This window comes from Pseudomonas sp. LBUM1663, from assembly GCF_059695905.1.
Genome location: NZ_CP166792.1, coordinates 5,284,206 through 5,301,955 on the forward strand (window position 1 = coordinate 5,284,206; position 17,750 = coordinate 5,301,955).

The 17,750-nt window shown below is 58.1% G+C and carries 13 protein-coding genes; 4 read left to right on the forward strand and 9 right to left on the reverse strand.

Annotation, left to right across the window (positions count from 1 at the left end):
* Positions 1 to 114: 114 nt before the first annotated feature.
* The gene (locus ACA075_RS24215; RefSeq protein WP_497299324.1) at positions 115 to 780 is read right to left on the reverse strand and encodes a DsbA family oxidoreductase; all 666 of its coding nucleotides are present in this window, start codon (positions 778 to 780) and stop codon (positions 115 to 117) included.
* Positions 781 to 1,318: 538 nt separating this feature from the next.
* Between ACA075_RS24215 and ACA075_RS24220 the strand changes: the two genes are divergently transcribed.
* Positions 1,319 to 1,678, forward strand: a complete 360-nt coding sequence (locus ACA075_RS24220; RefSeq protein WP_497295810.1) for a DUF6124 family protein — start codon at positions 1,319 to 1,321, stop codon at positions 1,676 to 1,678.
* A 199-nt stretch (positions 1,679 to 1,877) separates the two neighbouring features.
* Here ACA075_RS24220 and ACA075_RS24225 read toward each other — a convergent pair whose 3' ends face one another.
* The 4 genes from ACA075_RS24225 to metE all read right to left on the reverse strand — a co-directional run bounded on the left by ACA075_RS24225 (position 1,878) and on the right by metE (position 8,921).
* Positions 1,878 to 2,912: an alpha/beta fold hydrolase gene (locus ACA075_RS24225; RefSeq protein ID WP_497295812.1), complete on the reverse strand. Its 1,035-nt coding sequence runs from the start codon at positions 2,910 to 2,912 to the stop codon at positions 1,878 to 1,880.
* A 147-nt stretch (positions 2,913 to 3,059) separates the two neighbouring features.
* Entirely contained in the window at positions 3,060 to 4,760 is a 1,701-nt protein-coding gene (locus tag ACA075_RS24230; protein WP_497295813.1) for a hypothetical protein, read from the reverse strand.
* A 288-nt stretch (positions 4,761 to 5,048) separates the two neighbouring features.
* Positions 5,049 to 6,509 (reverse strand): hypothetical protein, encoded by a 1,461-nt coding sequence (locus ACA075_RS24235; RefSeq protein ID WP_497295815.1) that lies wholly within the window; start codon positions 6,507 to 6,509, stop codon positions 5,049 to 5,051.
* A 99-nt stretch (positions 6,510 to 6,608) separates the two neighbouring features.
* Positions 6,609 to 8,921 carry a 5-methyltetrahydropteroyltriglutamate--homocysteine S-methyltransferase gene (gene metE, locus ACA075_RS24240; RefSeq protein WP_497295817.1) on the reverse strand — a complete coding sequence of 771 codons (2,313 nt, stop codon included), beginning with the start codon at positions 8,919 to 8,921 and terminating at the stop codon, positions 6,609 to 6,611.
* A 118-nt stretch (positions 8,922 to 9,039) separates the two neighbouring features.
* On the opposite strand from metE, the gene metR reads away from it, so the two are divergent.
* Complete coding sequence (gene metR, locus ACA075_RS24245; protein ID WP_008155262.1) at positions 9,040 to 9,957, forward strand: transcriptional regulator MetR; 918 nt, start codon at positions 9,040 to 9,042, stop codon at positions 9,955 to 9,957.
* Positions 9,958 to 10,120: 163 nt separating this feature from the next.
* Here the strand turns inward: metR and ACA075_RS24250 are convergent, their stop codons facing one another.
* The 4 genes from ACA075_RS24250 to nosR all read right to left on the reverse strand — a co-directional run bounded on the left by ACA075_RS24250 (position 10,121) and on the right by nosR (position 13,304).
* Positions 10,121 to 10,636, reverse strand: coding sequence for a GNAT family N-acetyltransferase (locus ACA075_RS24250; protein WP_497295819.1), 516 nt, complete (start codon positions 10,634 to 10,636; stop codon positions 10,121 to 10,123).
* Positions 10,637 to 10,638: 2 nt separating this feature from the next.
* Positions 10,639 to 11,277, reverse strand: a complete 639-nt coding sequence (locus ACA075_RS24255) for a LysE family translocator (RefSeq protein ID WP_497295820.1) — start codon at positions 11,275 to 11,277, stop codon at positions 10,639 to 10,641.
* Positions 11,278 to 11,303: 26 nt separating this feature from the next.
* Positions 11,304 to 11,738: an NUDIX hydrolase gene (locus tag ACA075_RS24260; RefSeq protein WP_497295822.1), complete on the reverse strand. Its 435-nt coding sequence runs from the start codon at positions 11,736 to 11,738 to the stop codon at positions 11,304 to 11,306.
* Between the two features lie 186 nt (positions 11,739 to 11,924).
* A complete protein-coding gene (gene nosR, locus ACA075_RS24265; protein WP_497295824.1) occupies positions 11,925 to 13,304 on the reverse strand; it encodes a response regulator c-di-GMP phosphodiesterase, NosR family in 1,380 nt (459 codons plus the stop codon).
* Positions 13,305 to 13,560: 256 nt separating this feature from the next.
* Between nosR and ACA075_RS24270 the strand changes: the two genes are divergently transcribed.
* Together ACA075_RS24270 and ACA075_RS24275 are read left to right on the forward strand one after the other, a co-directional pair.
* Positions 13,561 to 15,864: an EAL domain-containing protein gene (locus ACA075_RS24270; RefSeq protein ID WP_497295826.1), complete on the forward strand. Its 2,304-nt coding sequence runs from the start codon at positions 13,561 to 13,563 to the stop codon at positions 15,862 to 15,864.
* Complete coding sequence (locus ACA075_RS24275) at positions 15,861 to 17,735, forward strand: putative bifunctional diguanylate cyclase/phosphodiesterase (protein ID WP_497295828.1); 1,875 nt, start codon at positions 15,861 to 15,863, stop codon at positions 17,733 to 17,735. Before ACA075_RS24270 ends, ACA075_RS24275 begins: the two co-directional genes overlap by 4 nt.
* The last annotated feature ends 15 nt before the right edge of the window (positions 17,736 to 17,750 follow it).

Genomic DNA, 17,750 nt, shown 5'->3' on the forward strand with positions numbered 1-17,750 from the left:
CAGCAGTCGTAAATCCAGAGAATGCGGTCTGCGTGGCTAAAACGGTGCTGCCATTGGGGCCGCTTCGCAGCCCAGCGGGAGCAAGCTCCCTCGCCACAGAAGCACTCCCGGTAATTAGCTAACGGTCCCGCCTTTTGATTCACTCATGATCTGCCGGATCGCCCCGACAAAGGTCTCGACCGGCTGCCCGCCCGTCACCGCGTACTGCCCGTTGAACACCACCGTCGGCACCGAACTCACCCCGCGCGACAGCCACAACTGCTCTTCTTCGAGCACCTCTTTGGCAAACTCATCGGACGCCAGAATCGCCTCGGCCCGCTGCCGGTTCAGCCCCACGCTTTCAGCAATCTGCACCAACTGACCGTGATCGGACGGATTGCCGCCCTCAGTGAAATACGCCTTGAACAGCGCTTCTTTCAAATTGAACTGCAACCCTTCCAGCCCCGCCCAAAACAGCAGCCGATGAGCATCAAAGGTGTTGTAGATGCGACTGTTGCCATCGGTGCGAAACGCAAACCCCACCTCGGCGCCACGGGCGCGGATCATCTCGCGGTTCTTTTGGGATTGCTCAGGGGTCGAGCCGTATTTTTCGGTGATGTGCTGGGTGATGTTCTGCCCTTCCGGCCCCATTTTCGGGTTCAGTTCGAACGGCTGGAAACGGATCTCGGCCTGGACCTCATCACGCAACACTTCCAGCGCCCGGGTCAGCCCATACAGGCCGATCACGCACCACGGGCAGGACACATCGCTGACGAAATCGATTTTCAAAGGGGTACTCATCATTCACCTCGCAGGCTTGAATCGCGCCGGAAAGTTTGAACGATACACCTGAAAGACCGGGGTGGCAGCCATTCCCCATCCCCCTGTGGGAGCGAGCCTGCTCGCGACGGCGTCGTGTCAGTCGCCATCCGCTTGACTGATACACCGCCATCGCGAGCAGGCTCGCTCCCACAGGGGATTTTCGGTGTTTTTGGACGTGTGTTTAGTTCTGTTTAAGGTTACTTCCTGAAAGCTACAGCGCCTTGCGCCGTCGCCTACAACCACGTCAGAATCCGCCGGCTTGTGCGCCTGGAGGCCTGTCGGTAACTTGGTTCCGTCACTGATTTCCAGTGATCGGGTTTAGTAGCCCGGCTTTTCCTACCGACCGCATAAGTGTCATCTAGTCAGGCATTCGCCTGCACTTGATGGTGGCTGTGCGCATGGCGCCCTCGGGCGCGCCGGTTTTGGTGGGTGGCCGGTCTACTAACTTGCGTACAGCCGCCACCCTTCCGTTTAGTAGCGAGACAGGTTGCGGCTCCACTATCAGGAGTACCCTCCAATGTTCAAGATCACACCAAATCCACCGGAAACCGACGACGTTTCCCCCTACGAAACCCCAGACTCCAAAAAACTCAACCAAGCCGCCGACCGCGCCCTCGATTACTACCTCAAACCGGTCATCCCCAAAGACACCCCACGCCGCCCCAGCACCATCTACACCATCGCCCCCGACATCGATCACGAAACCCTGCTGGCCAACGCCTGCGAATCCCTGGCGTCGGCGAGCGTGATGCTGAGTGATTTCGCCGGGATGCTGGAAGGCCCACAGCGCAACACCGTGCTGGGCATTCAGCAGTCGGTCATGCTGGGTGAACTGGCGGTGAACCGGATGCTGGATAACTTCGTTCCATCGACATAACCCCACTGGAGTGAGGCGCTTTTTTGGCGAGGGAGCTTGTCGGAACGACGCACCGTCCCGCTCGGCTGCGCAGCAGTCGTAAAACCAGCCAATGTGGTTTTCCTGATACACCGCATGCGCAGGGTTGGGGGCGCTTCGCAGCCCAGCGGGAGCAAGCTCCCTCGCCACAAGGTTTTGTTCCGCAGTCGGGATGTGGGGGTTACAGGAGGTTCGGGGTGGGCACCGGATCGATCTGCGCCCAATGCGAGGTGTCTTCGCGGTGGGCCTGCAAATACGGCAACACCGCCGCCAGCAACGGCGCCTTGAACGCTTCCTGGAATCGATGCGCCAACCCCGGAATCAGCTTCAACTGACTGCCACGGATATGCGCTGCCAAATGCACACCATGCATCACCGGCAACAGCGGATCGGCCGTGCCGTGGACCACCAGCGTCGGTACGCGCAACTGATTAAGCAACGCCACGCGACTGCGCTCGGCGAGGATCGCCATGATCTGGCGCTTCACGCCTTCCGGGTTGAACGCCCGGTCATAGGACAGCGCCGCTTGATGCAGCAAGGCCTGACGATCATCACTCACTGACGGACTGCCGAGCGCCGCCAGCAAATCCGCCTGTTGCTCCAGCGCCACTTCGCGATTCGGCGCGCTACGCCTCGACAACAACTGCACCAGCGCTGCACTCGGCGCCGGTAAGCCCTCGGCCCCGGAGCTGGTCATGATCAGGGTCAGGCTCTCGACCCGCTGCGGCGCCATCGCCGCCATGTGCTGGGCAATCATCCCGCCCATGCTCGCGCCCAAGACGTGGAACTGCTCAACCTTCAACGCATCCATCAGGCCAAAGGCATCGTCCGCCATGTCGGTCAGGGTATACGGCGCCGACACCGGCAAACCGAGTTTGTAGCGCAGCACTTCGAAGGTCAGGTTGGCGTCGACGGGCGCTTGCCGCCAGGTCGAGAGGCCGACGTCGCGATTGTCATAACGAATTACCCGAAAACCCTGCTGACACAGCGCGACCACCACCTCGTCCGGCCAGTGAATCAACTGCCCGCCCAGCCCCATCACCAGCAACAACGCCGGGTCGGACGCACGGCCGATGCTCTGGTACGCCAGGCTCACCTGCGCCAGATCGGCGTGTTGGGTGGGAACGTTGACATCGCAACGAGACGCCGCGAAAGACGGTAATCCAAACAACAACGCGGCCAAGAAGGCCGCTGTTGATAAAAATCGTGCACGCATGAAAAAACACCGAAACGCAGAACCCCAGTAGAGCGCGAGTCTGATGAAGTTTGATCAAGCGCGCTGCCACAGTTACGTGACAGTTTGATGAAGAGTGCTGAACGGTCGTATCCGAGCCCCCCGGGGTAAAAGCCTTGAGGCGATGAACTAGGGAATCGCGAGCCTCAGAACGTGTGAAAACATCAATTTAGTGATGCCAGAGGTGCGTATAACCGAGTAATTGATCAAGACCGTACTGCCCCGGTTTTCATCAAACCAGCTTTGCGCAATGGTGAACCTATTGGCTACGTTTGAATTCACCTCTTGCACCTCCGTCTCGCGGGTGACGCGTCCCGTCCAGCGAACCCGGACCTCATATCCACTATCACCACCATAATTCACCGTGACTGTATTACCGGAAATAGTGGGTGCCGGCAATATCAGCGCTTGAGGCTCTATAAAAAGTGTCAGCTTTTTAGATTCCTTGGATGGTCCTCCAGGAGCCTCTTTCACGGTGTAATTTACTTCTACGGGCAACCCAATATTATCCAGCACTTCTAACTTTGGAATTCTCACTATTCTTTCCCCGGGAGGATTTTCGACCTCAATAATGGGGCTGTTGTACCTGACCCTGCCATTCCAACGCACCATCAGCGAATGAACACCTGCCATACCTGGGTAGTGAGGTATTACAACATCCAGACCATTATCATTATAAATATCAACGATCCTTAGACGCTCACCCGCGGCGTCATAAGTTTTCGGCACAGAAGGCTTTTCCCTTTCTGGATCCGGATCCGGTAATTCAGGCAACACCGCCTGATCACTGGAAAAATACTCGAACGTGGCTTTGCCTGTATAGCTCGCAGGTAATGTCAGGCGAATAATCGGCACCACAAGTCCACCGGTTCTATCAAAGAATTTTTTCTGGTCTATTTTTGCGTTTTCAACACCACCGTTAACATAGAAAAATGCCTCAATCGGAAGCTTTTTTGGCTCTGATTCTGGCCAAGCCTTAATTCTAAATTCATTGTGTTCAATAAAGGCTTGTTGTTTGATTAGCTCAGCTCGTAATCGTATACCTTCGTTGAATGCAGTCACGGCTTCGGCATTCAAGTCTGATGTCACCATGAACGAACAGGAGTAGGCATTAGGCCTGGCACTTCCGGCCGGGGCCCGATAATGTGCGAGCCATTGTTCAGCGGTGACAATCCCTTGTTCTCGACAAGGTTTACTGGCCTCGGGATACGGGTAAGTAACAATACTGTCTCGACAGCCAAATTTACCTGCAGCATTCCTGTAAAAAGTCGCGCCATCCAAAGGGTAATAACATTTGACTTCTAACTTTAACCTGTCCGCTGGCGTGGCAAGGACAGGGAAAAATATGAAGCCATTACCGCGCCCCCAAGGTGTGCTTGAAAAGTTCGAGTCTAGCCGCAAATAAGAAAATGACACGGCATCCGTCGTTCTTGAAAAATCGCTATGTCCCCACGGATCATAGTTATCACTGGTTTGGGTAATCCTGAACATTACGCCCGTACAAAGAAAAGCAGGTGAGGTCGCGGTCCCACAATTGGCACGGTTGTCATTGTATCGGGCAGTCAGATTTTCAGCCACGATCTCGCCCGGTCGATCACGGGAACGTTCAACATGCCCCAGCGTTAAATCAGAAGGTTGCCCTGCGCACCCCAACAAAAGAAAAAAACTTATTGTCACCCACAACGATGGCTTGATGACTGCGTGGACTTTCCTACCACCAAAACAACATAACCCTCTCATTTCGATATCCCTACGACTCCCGAGTTGTTTTTTATTAAACGCAATAAACCGCGCCGCGCCACCTGTCATATCTGACAGGTTTTTCCGCAAAGTCAGATCTATTCTTAATAGATTCGATAGTGTTCATAACCAAAACGTGCATTCGTTTGGCAAACTGAGTTGACGGAGGGTGGAAAAGAAGACGATAGAAGCACAAATCCTCAAAGAGACCGTGTTGAGCTTCGCGAACCATGGCCAGTTTGCTCTGGGCTCCAGCGGTGTCGCCGCTCCTGGCCCAAAGGCTCACCACTCTTATCGTTGCTATTAGTCATAAACATAACCGTTTGCCTATTCCTTATCGTAAGGGAGTACGGTGTTTTTGTCTTTCATGCGACTCGTTCACGGATCTATATGAAGTGTCAGTTTTTTAGATTCCTTGATAGGTCCTTCAGGCGCATTCACGGAGTAAGATATTTCTACAGACGACCCAACATTATCCAACACCTTCAACTTTGAAACTCTCACTATTCTTTCCCCTGGGGGGTCTTCGACCGAAATTAAGGAGGCCCACCTGTCCCTCCCACGCCATTCAAGCAAAACCCTATGTGTACCCTCCATACCTCGATAGTGAGGAATTACAACATCCAGCCCAAAAAAATCACTTACATCACTCACTCTTACATGCTCACCCGCAGCGTCATAGGCTATGGGCACAGAAGGCTTTTCCGGCTCCGGATCCGGATCCGGTAATTCAGGCAACACCGCCTGATCGCTGGAAAAATACTCGAACGTGGCTTTGCCTGTATAGCTCGCAGGTAATGTCAGGCGAATAATCGGCACCACAAGTCCACCGGTTCTATCAAAGAATTTTTTCTGGTCTATTTTTGCGTTTTCAACACCACCGTTAACATAGAAAAATGCCTCAATCGGAAGCTTTTTTGGCTCTGATTCTGGCCAAGCCTTAATTCTAAATTCATTGTGTTCAATAAAGGCTTGTTGTTTGATTAGCTCAGCTCGTAATCGTATACCTTCGTTGAATGCAGTCACGGCTTCGGCATTCAAGTCTGATGTCACCATGAACGAACAGGAGTAGGCATTAGGCCTGGCACTTCCGGCCGGGGCCCGATAATGTGCGAGCCATTGTTCAGCGGTGACAATCCCTTGTTCTCGACAAGGTTTACTGGCCTCGGGATACGGGTAAGTAACAATACTGTCTCGACAGCCAAATTTACCTGCAGCATTCCTGTAAAAAGTCGCGCCATCCAAAGGGTAATAACATTTGACTTCTAACTTTAACCTGTCCGCTGGCGTGGCAAGGACAGGGAAAAATATGAAGCCATTACCGCGCCCCCAAGGTGTGCTTGAAAAGTTCGAGTCTAGCCGCAAATAAGAAAATGACACGGCATCCGTCGTTCTTGAAAAATCGCTATGTCCCCACGGATCATAGTTATCACTGGTTTGGGTAATCCTGAACATTACGCCCGTACAAAGAAAAGCAGGTGAGGTCGGGGTCCCACAATTGGCACGGTTGTCATTGTATCGGGCAGTCAGATTTTCAGCCACGATCTCGCCAGGTCGATCACGGGAACGTTCAACATGCCCCAGCGTTAAATCAGAAGGTTGCCCTGCGCACCCCAACAAAAGAAAAAAACTTATTGTCACCCACAACGAGGGCTTGATGACTGCATGGACTTTCCTACAGCCGAACCAACATAACCCTCTCATTTCGATATCCCTACGACTCCCGAGTTGTTTTTTATTAAACGCAATAAACCGCGCCGCGCCACCTGTCATATCTGACAGGTTTTCCGAAAAGTCAGATCTATTCCTAATAGATTGGATAGTTTTCAGAACGAACACGTGCAGTCGTCACGGCAAACTGAGTTGACCCAATAAGAAACCCGCTGCCCATTCGGTTCAGCGGGTTTTGTTTTTGAGTGAGCCTGATGAACCGAAGATTTACGCCAGTACGTTACGCAACTGCCGCGCCGCCGCCACCATGTTCACCAACGCCGCCTCTGTCTCCGGCCACGCCCGGGTCTTCAACCCGCAATCCGGGTTCACCCACAACCGCTCGGCCGGAATGCGCTTCACGGCTTTGCTCATCAACTTGACCATCTCGGCCGTGTCCGGCACCCGTGGCGAGTGGATGTCATAGACGCCCGGGCCGATGTCGTTCGGGTAGTCGAACGCTTCGAAGGCTTCCAGCAATTCCATGTCCGAACGCGAGGTTTCGATGGTGATCACGTCAGCATCCATCGCCGCGATGGACTCGATCACGTCGTTGAATTCGCTGTAGCACATGTGGGTGTGGATCTGGGTTTCATCCCGCACCCCGGAGGCGCTCAAGCGGAAGGCTTCCACTGCCCAGTCCAGGTATTCCTGCCATTGCGCCCGGCGCAGCGGCAAGCCTTCGCGGAACGCGGCTTCGTCAATCTGCACGATCTTGATGCCGGCGTTTTCCAAGTCCACCACTTCGTCACGCAGGGCCAACGCCAACTGCTGCGCCTGGATTTTGCGCGAGACGTCTTCGCGCGGGAACGACCACATCAGCATGGTCACGGGACCTGTGAGCATGCCTTTCATGACCTTGTCGGTCAGGCTCTGTGCATAAGTGATCCAGTCGACGGTCATGGCGCTCGGGCGGCTCAGGTCGCCGTAGATGATCGCCGGTTTGACGCAGCGCGAACCGTAGCTCTGCACCCAGCCGAAACGGGTGAACAGATAGCCGTCCAGTTGCTCGGCGAAGTACTCGACCATGTCGTTGCGCTCGGCTTCACCGTGCACCAGCACGTCCAGGCCGAGGCGTTCCTGGACTTGTACCGCGTGGCGGATTTCGCTGTGCATGGCGTCGGTGTAATCGTTGGCCGAGAGCTTGCCTTGCTTGAACGCCTGACGCGCCAGACGGATCGAGCCGGTCTGCGGGAACGAGCCGATGGTGGTGGTCGGGAATGGCGGGAGTTTCAAGCGCGCCTGTTGCTGCGCGATGCGTTTGGCAAACGGCGAGTGGCGTTGGCTGTCCTTGTCACTGATGGCGTTGATGCGCGCCTGCACGTGAGCTTTATGGATACGCGGCGACTCGGTACGGCTGACCTGAATCGCACGGCTTTCGGTGAGGGCGGCTTGCACCTTGGGCGATTGCGGGTCGTTCAGGGCATCGCGCAGCACGGCGATTTCGCCGCACTTTTGCACGGCGAAGGCCAGCCAGCTTTTCAGTTCCGGGTCGAGTTTGTCTTCGCGTTCCAGGTCTACCGGGCTGTGCAGCAACGAGCAGGAACTGCTGACCCACAGGTTGTCGCCAAAGCGCTCTTGCGCCGGTTGCAGTTGCGCGAGGACTTGCTCCAGCTCGCAGCGCCAGACGTTGCGGCCGTTGACCAGGCCCACCGAGAGAATCTTGTAGGTCGGCAGACGATCCAGCACCTGACCGAGTTGATCCGGCGCCCGCACCGCGTCGATGTGCAGGCCTTGCACCGGCAGGCCGACCGCCAGGCCGAGGTTGTCTTCCAGGCCACTGAAGTAGGTCGCCACGAGCTTTTTCAGCGGCGAGTATTGAAGGATGTGGTAAGCGCGTTCGAAGGCGTTTTTCCAGGCTTGCGGCAGGTCGAGGGTCAGGATCGGTTCGTCGATCTGCACCCACTCCACGCCTTGCGCGGCGAGGCGGCCGAGGATTTCACCGTAGATCGGCAGCAGGCGCTCCAGCAGGTCGAGCTTGTCGAAGTCGTTGCCTTTGGCCTTGCCCAGCCACAGGTAAGTCAGCGGGCCGATGATCACCGGTTTGACGTTGTGGCCGAGGGCCTTGGCTTCGTCGACCTCGTCGAACAGCTGTTCCCAGCTCAGCTTGAATGATTGGTCAGCCGTAAACTCCGGGACCAGGTAGTGGTAGTTGGTGTCGAACCACTTGGTCAGCTCCTGGGCATATTGGGCCTGGGTGTGTTCACCACCACAGCAGGCCGCCGTGGCGCCACGGGCCATGGCGAACAGGGTGTCGAGGGTCGGCAGGCCGCGCGCATCCTTGGCACTGTCGAAACGCTCGGGGATCACGCCGAAGGTCAGGGAATGGGTCAGGACCTGGTCGTACCAGGCGAAGTCGCCGACGGGCAGCAGGTCGATGCCGGCGTCTTTCTGCAACTGCCAGTGGGTGGCGCGCAGTTGGCGGCCGACGCTTTTCAGTGCGTCCTGATCGAGGTCGCCCTTCCAGTAGGATTCGAGGGCTTTTTTCAGTTCGCGGTCAGCGCCGATGCGCGGAAAACCAAGTGTGTGGGCCAGAGCCATGGTGAATTCTCTCTATAAAAGAAGCTGTAAAACATGGCGCTATTGTCGACAGCCCACCCAACATGAGACAAACTCAACCTTTTCGTGTTGATCACAAGTTTTCCTCATGGAGCCCCCGGTGCTTGAAATCCGTCACCTGAAGACCCTGCACGCCTTGCGCGAAGCCGACAGCCTGGTCGATGCCGCCGACCGTCTGCACCTGACGCAGTCGGCCCTGTCCCACCAGTTCAAGGAACTGGAGGAGCGCATGGGCATGCCGTTGTTCGTGCGCAAGACCAAACCGGTGCGTTTCACCAGCGCCGGTTTGCGCCTGCTGCAACTGGCCGACGCCACCCTGCCGCTGTTGCGCGGTGCCGAACGCGATATCGCGCGTTTGGCGGGCGGTACGGCGGGCCGGTTGCACATGGCAATCGAGTGCCACAGTTGCTTCCAGTGGCTGATGCCGACCATCGATCAGTTCCGCGATGCCTGGCCGGAAGTCGAACTCGACCTGGCTTCGGGCTTCTCCTTTGCGCCGCTGCCGGCGCTGGCCCGTGGTGATCTGGATTTGGTGGTGACCTCCGATCCGCTGGAACTGGCCGGGATCACTTATGTGCCGTTGTTCACCTACGAAGCGATGCTCGCGGTGGCCAACCAGCACCGTTTGGCGAGCAAGGCCTACATCGTGCCGGAAGACCTGCTCACGGAAACGCTGATCACCTACCCGGTGGAACGCGATCGACTGGACATCTTCACCCGTTTCCTCGAACCGGCCGACATCGAACCGGCCCAGGTCCGCACCTCGGAACTGACGGTGATGATGATGCAATTGGTGGCCAGCGGACGCGGCGTGTGCGGCATGCCCCATTGGGCACTGCATGAGTACAGCTCACGGGGTTACGTGAAGGCCAAGCGGCTCGGCGAGAAAGGATTGTTTGCGACGCTGTACGCCGGGATTCGTGCCGACATGCTGGATGCACCGTACATGCGCGATTTCTTGCTGACGGCCAAGGACACGTCGTTCTCGACACTCGACGGCGTCAGCGCCGTCCGCTGACGGATCACTGAAAATACAACCCTTGTGGCGAGGGAGCTTGCTCCCGTTGGGTCGCGAAGCGGCCCCAAAATCAGCTACCTCACTCCCTCGGTTACACCGCATAGACTCAGTTTACGACTGCTGCGCAGCCGAACGGGAGCAAGCTCTCTCGCCACAAAAGCTCTTAACCTTCAGGATTCGGGTTGAGTTCACGCCACATGTGGATTTTGTCGAAGTAGTCTTCGCCGACGCGCACCGCCATGGGTTCGAGGCCGAACTGTACGAAGCCGCAACGCTGGTACAGGTTGAACGCCGCCTCATTGCCGGCGGTGACGGTCAGCTGGATCAGCCGCAGGCCCTTATGGTTCTGCGCTTCATTCAGCGCGGCTTGCACCAGTTGAAACCCCAAGCCCCGCTGCCGGACTTTGCCGGACACGTACATGCCAAACAGCGTCGCCTTGTGCCGGGCCTTTTCCCGGGGTTCGAAGGCCAGGCCGACGATGCCCGCCAACTTGCCCTCTTCAAACGCCCCGAACACCACATCCAGTTTGCTGGTCAGGCGCGATTCCCACCAACTCAGCGGCATCACCGCACGCTCGCGCACACTTGAGGTGAAAGCCTGCGGATGCAGGTCGTAGGCTTCGAGCATCAGCGCCCGATAGTCCAGGGCATGGCTGGCATCCAGTCGCTCAATCCACATGGTCAAGCCGTCCGACGTTGCTCAAGCATCAGCCGCACCGCCAGCGCTGACAGAACAAAGCCCATGAAATAGCGCTGCACAGCCAACCAGGTCGGATTGTTGACGAACCACGACGCGATGCCCGCCGCGAAGATCGCGATCAGCAGGTTGACGCAGAAACTGACGCTGATCTGGGTCAGGCCCAGCACGATGCTTTGGGTGAACACCGAACCGTGCTCAGGCGTGATGAATTGCGGAAACACCGACAGGTAAAACACCGCGATCTTCGGGTTCAGTGCACTGGTGAGAAACCCCATGGTGATCAGTTTGCGCGGCGAGTCCGGCGGCAACTGCTGTGCTTCGAAGGGTGAACGGGCACCGGGTTTGACCGCCTGCCAGGCCAGCCACAACAGATACAGCGCGCCGGCCCATTTCAACACTTCGTAGGCCATCGGCACGGCCAGAAACACAGCGGTCAAACCGGCCGCGGCGGCGAACAAATGCACGAAAAACCCCGCGACCACGCCGAGCAACGAAGTCACGCCGGCCTTGCGTCCCTGGCAGATCGAGCGGGAGATCAGGTAGATCATGTTCGGCCCCGGCGTCAGCACCATCAGCAACGCGGCAGCGGCGAATATCAGCAAGTCTTGTAGCGGGATCATAGGGGGCAATCCTGGTCCGTGAATGATCAAACGGTCGCGGTCAGCGAAGCTCGATAAAACGGCAGGATCAGGTCCCGTGTCAATGGTGCGAGGGTGAGATTGCCGTCGGTGGCCGGGTCGATCCAGCGTACCTCTTCAATCTCCGCGGCGGGCGATACGTCTGAATCGATGGTCAGCTGAAAGAGTTCAGCCTGGACGACAAAACCCGGCTCGTTGGCCGCCGATGCCGAGAAGGGCCCCAGGTAGGTGGCGTGCGCGGGGTCAATGACCAGCCCGAGCTCTTCTTCCAGTTCACGGGCCAGGGCGTGAATCGGTTGTTCATGGGCCTCGATCTTGCCGCCGGGTTGCATGAAGGCTTTGGTGCCGCGTTTGCGGACCAACAGCGTGCGACCGTCAGGGCCGATCAGCAGGGCGGCGGCGATACGGATGATGCGGGGGCAAGTGGCGGTGGAAAAGGTCATGGATCAGGATTGGCCTTGGTAAAAGCCGCAAGGATCACATGGACACGGGTTCTGCGTCATCCCGAAAGATCTCTGTCAAACGCCGAGCCCATTGTAGGAGCGAGCCTGCTCGCGATAGCGGTCTTTCAGTCGACATCAATGGTGAATGTCAGTCCGTCATCGCGAGCAGGCTCGCTCCCACAGGGATCAGGGCTGAGCCTGAACCACCAGCGGCGCTTCGAGAATCGCGGCTTCCACCTCCTCCGGCACTTTCACAAAAACACTGTATTTCGCCCCTTCCATCGCCTCGAACGCGATCAGTTTCTCCACCAGCGGTCCGCTCAGTACCTTGCCCGCATTGAGCAGCAGCATGCCGTTATCGGCATTGAGGTTGTGCGCCAGAATCATGCCGGCCGCCAGGTCCCGGGTGCTCATGACCTTCACCGTCGGATCGGCCAGCGACACATCGCTCAGGTAGGCGGCGCAGACCTGAATGAAGTCCTCGACCAGATCAGGATCGTAGAGACGACCGGCGTACTGGCGGATGTAGACCAGGGCTTCATCGCTGTTCATCTGCCGCTCAAGGATCAGCCCACGCTGCAACTCGATGAAATCCACCGCCAGTTTCAGCCACCGCGAGCCGAGCGGAATCGCCTCGCCCTTGAGCCGGTCGGGGAATCCCGTGCCATCCCAGCGTTCCTGATGATGAAGGATCAGGCGCGCGGCGTCTTTCATCGGATCGAGGGTCATAAGCAACGATTCGCTCTGCTTCGGATAACCGCGATAGCGCTCCTTATCGTTGTGGTGCAGCAGGTCCGCAGGCGCGGTCATCATGCTGTCGGTCCAGCTCAGCTTGCCGATGTTGTAAAGCGCCGCCGCCATGGTCAGGTCGCGGGTACTGCCCTCGTCCTGGCCATGAAGTTTGCAGTACACCCGCACCAGTTCGATGATCTGCCGATTCGTCTGCTTGGCCGGTGGTAAACGCAGGTTGGCCAGCAGCGAAAACACCTCGGTGCCGGTGACATAGCTGTGTTTGAGCTCTTCGTAGGCCAGGTCGAGCATGTCGGCGGTCTGCTGCAGCTCGGAAGTGCGGGACGCAACGTGTTTTTCCAGGGTCGCGTTGAGCAACTTCAATTCTTCGTTCCGGTCCCAGGTCTCTTGCACCAGACGCAACCGCTCGCGCTCGGAATGCTGGTAGGCGAGGGATTGTCGCAGCGTCAGCAGCAGTTCCTCATCGTGCCAGGGTTTGCTGATGTAACGGTCAATCTGCCCCTCGTTGATCGCTTTGACGATCATCGTCAGGTCGGCATAACCGGTCAGCAAAATACGCAGCGCGGCGGGATGGCGCTGGTGAATGTGCGCCAGCAGCGTGGCGCCGTCCATATTGGGCATGCGCGCATCGCTCATCACCAGGTCGACGGGCTGTTTCGCCATGATATCGAGGGCCTGGGCACCGCTGGTGGCCAGCAGCACATCGTAGGGCTGGCCGCGCAAGAGCCGGCGCAGACTATTGAGGATCGATTCCTCATCGTCGACCAGCAGAATCGTGGGTTTATAGCTGTCAGTCGTGGGGAGTTGCTCTTCCATGGCATTACCTCAAGCGAAACGGGCGTTGTTGCGTCAGTCGTCAGCCAGACAGCTCCGTTTCTGGCCTTGCCTGAGCTACAGGCTAGATGATTTCCAGCCAGGCCCCTGAAAATGATTCGCTTCAGTCGACCGGGCGAAGTGCCGCACGGAGGACTATGCTCAGTTCACTCGGATCCACTTTCTATGCTTGGCCACGTGATCAGGGAAAGGATGCCCCTATGAGCACACCGCACCACACTGCCACCGCTCCCGGCGTATGCCTATGAATACGCTGCTCGCGCGCACCAACCGTCGGATACTTATCGTCGACGACACCGCTTCCATTCATGCCGATTTCATCAAGATCCTCAGCCCGCCATCGACCGAAGACGACGAACTGATCAGCGCCGAAAAAGCCCTGTTCGGGATGCAAGCGACGGCAACACTGCAAAGTTTCATGCTCGATTCGGCCTTTCAGGGCCTTGAAGCACTGAACAAGGTCGAGCGAGCGCTGGCCAACGACCTGCCCTACGCGATGGCCTTTATCGACATGCGCATGCCACCGGGCTGGGACGGTCTTGAAACCATCGAACGGCTGTGGCAGGTCGATCCCAAGCTGCAAGTGGCGCTGTGCACCGCTTATTCCGACTATTCCTGGGAAGACATCGATGAACGCCTGGAGCTGGGCGATCGCCTGCTGATCCTCAAAAAACCCTTCGATGCCATCGAAATCCGCCAGCTGGCCAGCGCCCTGACCGCCAAATGGCAGATGACCGAAGACGCCGAGCTGAAGATGTCGCTGCTGGAACAGGCCGTCGAAGAACGCACCCGGGAGCTGTCCGACGCCAACATCATCGTGCAGAACAGCCCGACCATTCTCTATCGCCTGCGGGGCGAACCGTCGTTTCCGCTGATGTACATCTCCCACAACATCACCAAGTACGGTCACATCGCGGCGAACCTTGTAGCGTCGGCCAACTGGGCCCAGGAGTTGATCCATCCCGACGATCAATCGAAGGTCGACACCGCCATGGCCCAGGTGCTGGACCGTCATGCAGCGGGTGCCTCCATCGAGTTCCGGATGCGCACCGGCGATGGTGCCTGGCGCTGGGTCGAGAACCGCTACATCCCGGTGCGCGACGATGAAGGACGCCTGCTGGAGGTCGAAGGCATCATCATCGATGTCACGGAACGCAAGGTCGCCGAGGAGAAAATCGCCCTGCTGGCCCGCACCGACGGGCTGACGGGGCTGGCCAACCGTGCCACCTTGATCGAGCGCTTGTACCAGGCGTTCGCCGCCGCGCGTCGAGGCGCTACTCCGTTCGCGATGTTCTACCTGGACCTCGATCACTTCAAACGGATCAACGATACCCTCGGTCATCCGGTGGGCGACCTGCTGCTGCAGGAAGTGGCCCGGCGCATCAAAGCCTGTGTGCGCGAAAACGACGTGGTCGCCCGCCTCGGCGGCGACGAGTTCGCCATCCTGCAACTGGACGTCAGCGACCCGACCCAGTCTGCGTCCCTGGCCGCCAAGGTCCGCGATGCGCTGGTGCTCCCCTACTCGCTGGCCGGCAATGACGTGCGCGTATCGGTCAGCATCGGCATCAGCAGTTATTCGCCGCTCATCACCAGCGCCGACGGCCTGCTGAACCAGGCTGACATGGCGCTCTATCGCTCCAAGGAAAAGGGCCGCAACCAGTATCACTTCCACTCCGAGGAGATCAATCAGGAGGTGGTCGAGCGCATGACTATCGCCAGCGAACTGCGCGCGGCCATCGACCATGAAGAACTCGAGCTCAATTACTGGCCGGAAGTTGACCTGAGCAGCGGCAAGATCCTCGGCATGGAAGCCCAGGTCAGCTGGAACCATCCCCAGCGCGGTTTGCTGGAAGCGCCGGCGTTCCTGCCGGCCGCGGAAAAAACCGGCGCCATCATTGCCCTCGGTCACTGGGTGCTGGATCGTGCCTGCCAGCAAATGCGCCAGTGGCGCGACGAAGGCGTGGCGCCCCCGGTGATTGCCATCAAGCTGTCCCTGGCCCAACTGAAAAGCGGACCCGAGCTGATCTATGACGTACTGCGCACCACCGCGCGCTGGGAGTTGTGCGCCTGGGACCTGCGCTTCGATGTCACCGAAGCAACCCTGGCCCAGACCAAATGGACCCACAACGACGTGCTGCCGCGCCTGCGGGAGCTGGGAGTAAAGATCGCCATCGACGACTTCGGCACCGAATACTCCTCGTTCGACTACCTCAAGACGTACCAGGTCAATCACCTGAAACTCGCCCAGGCCTTCATCGACACCGCTGCCCGCGATCCGGCGAGCGCCAACACATTGCGCGCAATCATCAACTTCGCTCGCGAGGTAGGGATCGGAATCATCGCTGAAGGTGTCGAAACCCAGGAACAGCGCAGTTCGCTGATGGCCACAGGCTCGCCAATGAACGCACAGGGTTACTTCTTCAGTAAAGCCGTCAGCAGCCAACAGGCCGCTCAGTTGCTCAAGGCCGGCAGCATTGTGCCTCCAAAACACCACACCGGGCCGATTCTGGACAACCCGCACGCCACGGAGGACAAGGAATGAAAACTCCGTCCGTCCAGACCAACCGGCGCATCCTGATCATCGACGACACGCCCTCGATCCATGAGGACTTCCACAAGATCCTCGGCCCCGATACCGAAGGTGAGCGGACCCTCGCCGGTACTGAAGAAGCGCTGTTCGGCACGCAACAGCCGGCTCGGCTCACCTTTGAGCTCGACTCCGCTTACCAGGGCCAGGACGCGCTCGAAATGGTCAAACAGGCCCAGGCCGAAGGGCGGCCCTACGCCGTGGCGTTCACCGACATGCGTATGCCGCCGGGTTGGGACGGGCTGGAAACCATCGAACAGCTCTGGAAGATCGACCCGCACCTGCAAATCGCGCTGTGCACCGCCTATTCGGATTACAGCTGGGAAGACATGGCGGAACGGCTGGAGTTTGGCGACCAGTTGCTGGTGTTGAAAAAACCTTTCGACAGTCTGGAAATCCGCCAGATGGCCAGTGCGCTGACGTGGAAATGGCAGATGACCCAGGACGCGGAGACGAAAGTGCAAAGCCTGGAGCAGACCATCGAGGCGCGGGTCCACGAACTGCTCAAGGTGTCTCACCTGTTGCAATACGACGTCTTGACCGAACTGCCCAACAGCACGCTGCTCGGTGATCGGCTGAACCAGTCCCTGGCATTGTCCCGCCGCCATGACAAGCAACTGGCGGTGATGTTCCTGGGCCTTGATCGCTTCAAGCGCATCAACAATGCACTGGGCCATCCGGCCGGTGACGAGATGCTCAAACGGGTCGGGCGTAGCCTGGTGTCCACTGTGCGCGAATCCGATTCGGTGTTTCGCTACGGTTCTGATGAGTTCGTGGTGATCCTCGCTGATATCCGCCATCCCCAGCAGACCAAAGGCATCGCCGAAAAACTCTTGGACGCCATTGGCACGACCCAGCACATCGCCGGCCATGACCTGAGCGTGACCGCCAGCCTGGGCATCAGCATCTACCCCGATGATGGCTTCGATGCGATCGCGCTGATCAAGAAAGCCGAAACCGCGATGCGCCACGTCAAGGAAAGCGGCCCCAACGACTTCCGCTTTTTCATTGAAGAAATGAACCAGCGTGCCCGGGACCAGCAGACCATCGAGTCGGGCATTCGCCTGGCCCTGGAGCGCGACGAATTTGTCCTGCATTACCAGCCCAAGCTCGACCTGGGTACCGGTGAAGTGGTCGGCGCAGAGGCCTTGATTCGCTGGCTGAAACCGGGGTATGGCTGGGTTTACCCGTCAGACTTCATTGGTGTGGCCGAAGACAGTGGCCTGATCGTACCGTTGAGCAAATGGGTGCTGGCCCAGGCCTGTCGACAAGCCTGCGCCTGGCAGGCAGCCGGGCTGCCGAAGCTGTACATGTCGGTGAATGTGTCGGCCATCGATTTTCGCCAGCGCGGTTTTGTGGAGGGCATTGAACAGGTCCTCGCAAAAACCGGTCTGGACCCGTCATTGCTTGAGCTGGAAATCACCGAAGGCGTGCTGATGCAGAACGTCGATGCCACCGTCAGCGCCCTGAACCGGATCAAGGCAATGGGCGTGCGGCTGGCCATCGACGACTTCGGCACCGGGTATTCCAGCCTGAGTTACCTGCGACGTTTTCCCATCGATGTGCTGAAAATCGATCAGTCGTTCATTCGCGGCCTGAGCCGTGACATCAACGACGCTGCCCTGGTCAGCGCCATCATCAGCCTGGGCAAGAGCCTCAAACTGACCATCATCGCCGAAGGGGTGGAGACCCTCGAACAGTTGAATTTCCTCAAGGCCCATCAGTGCGAGGAAGGCCAGGGTTACTACTTCAGCAAAGCCGTGGCGCCGGATGAGTTCGTGCAGTATCTGACGTCGGTGAAATCCCCTCCCCCTGCAGCTACATGATCGATATGCAGCGAC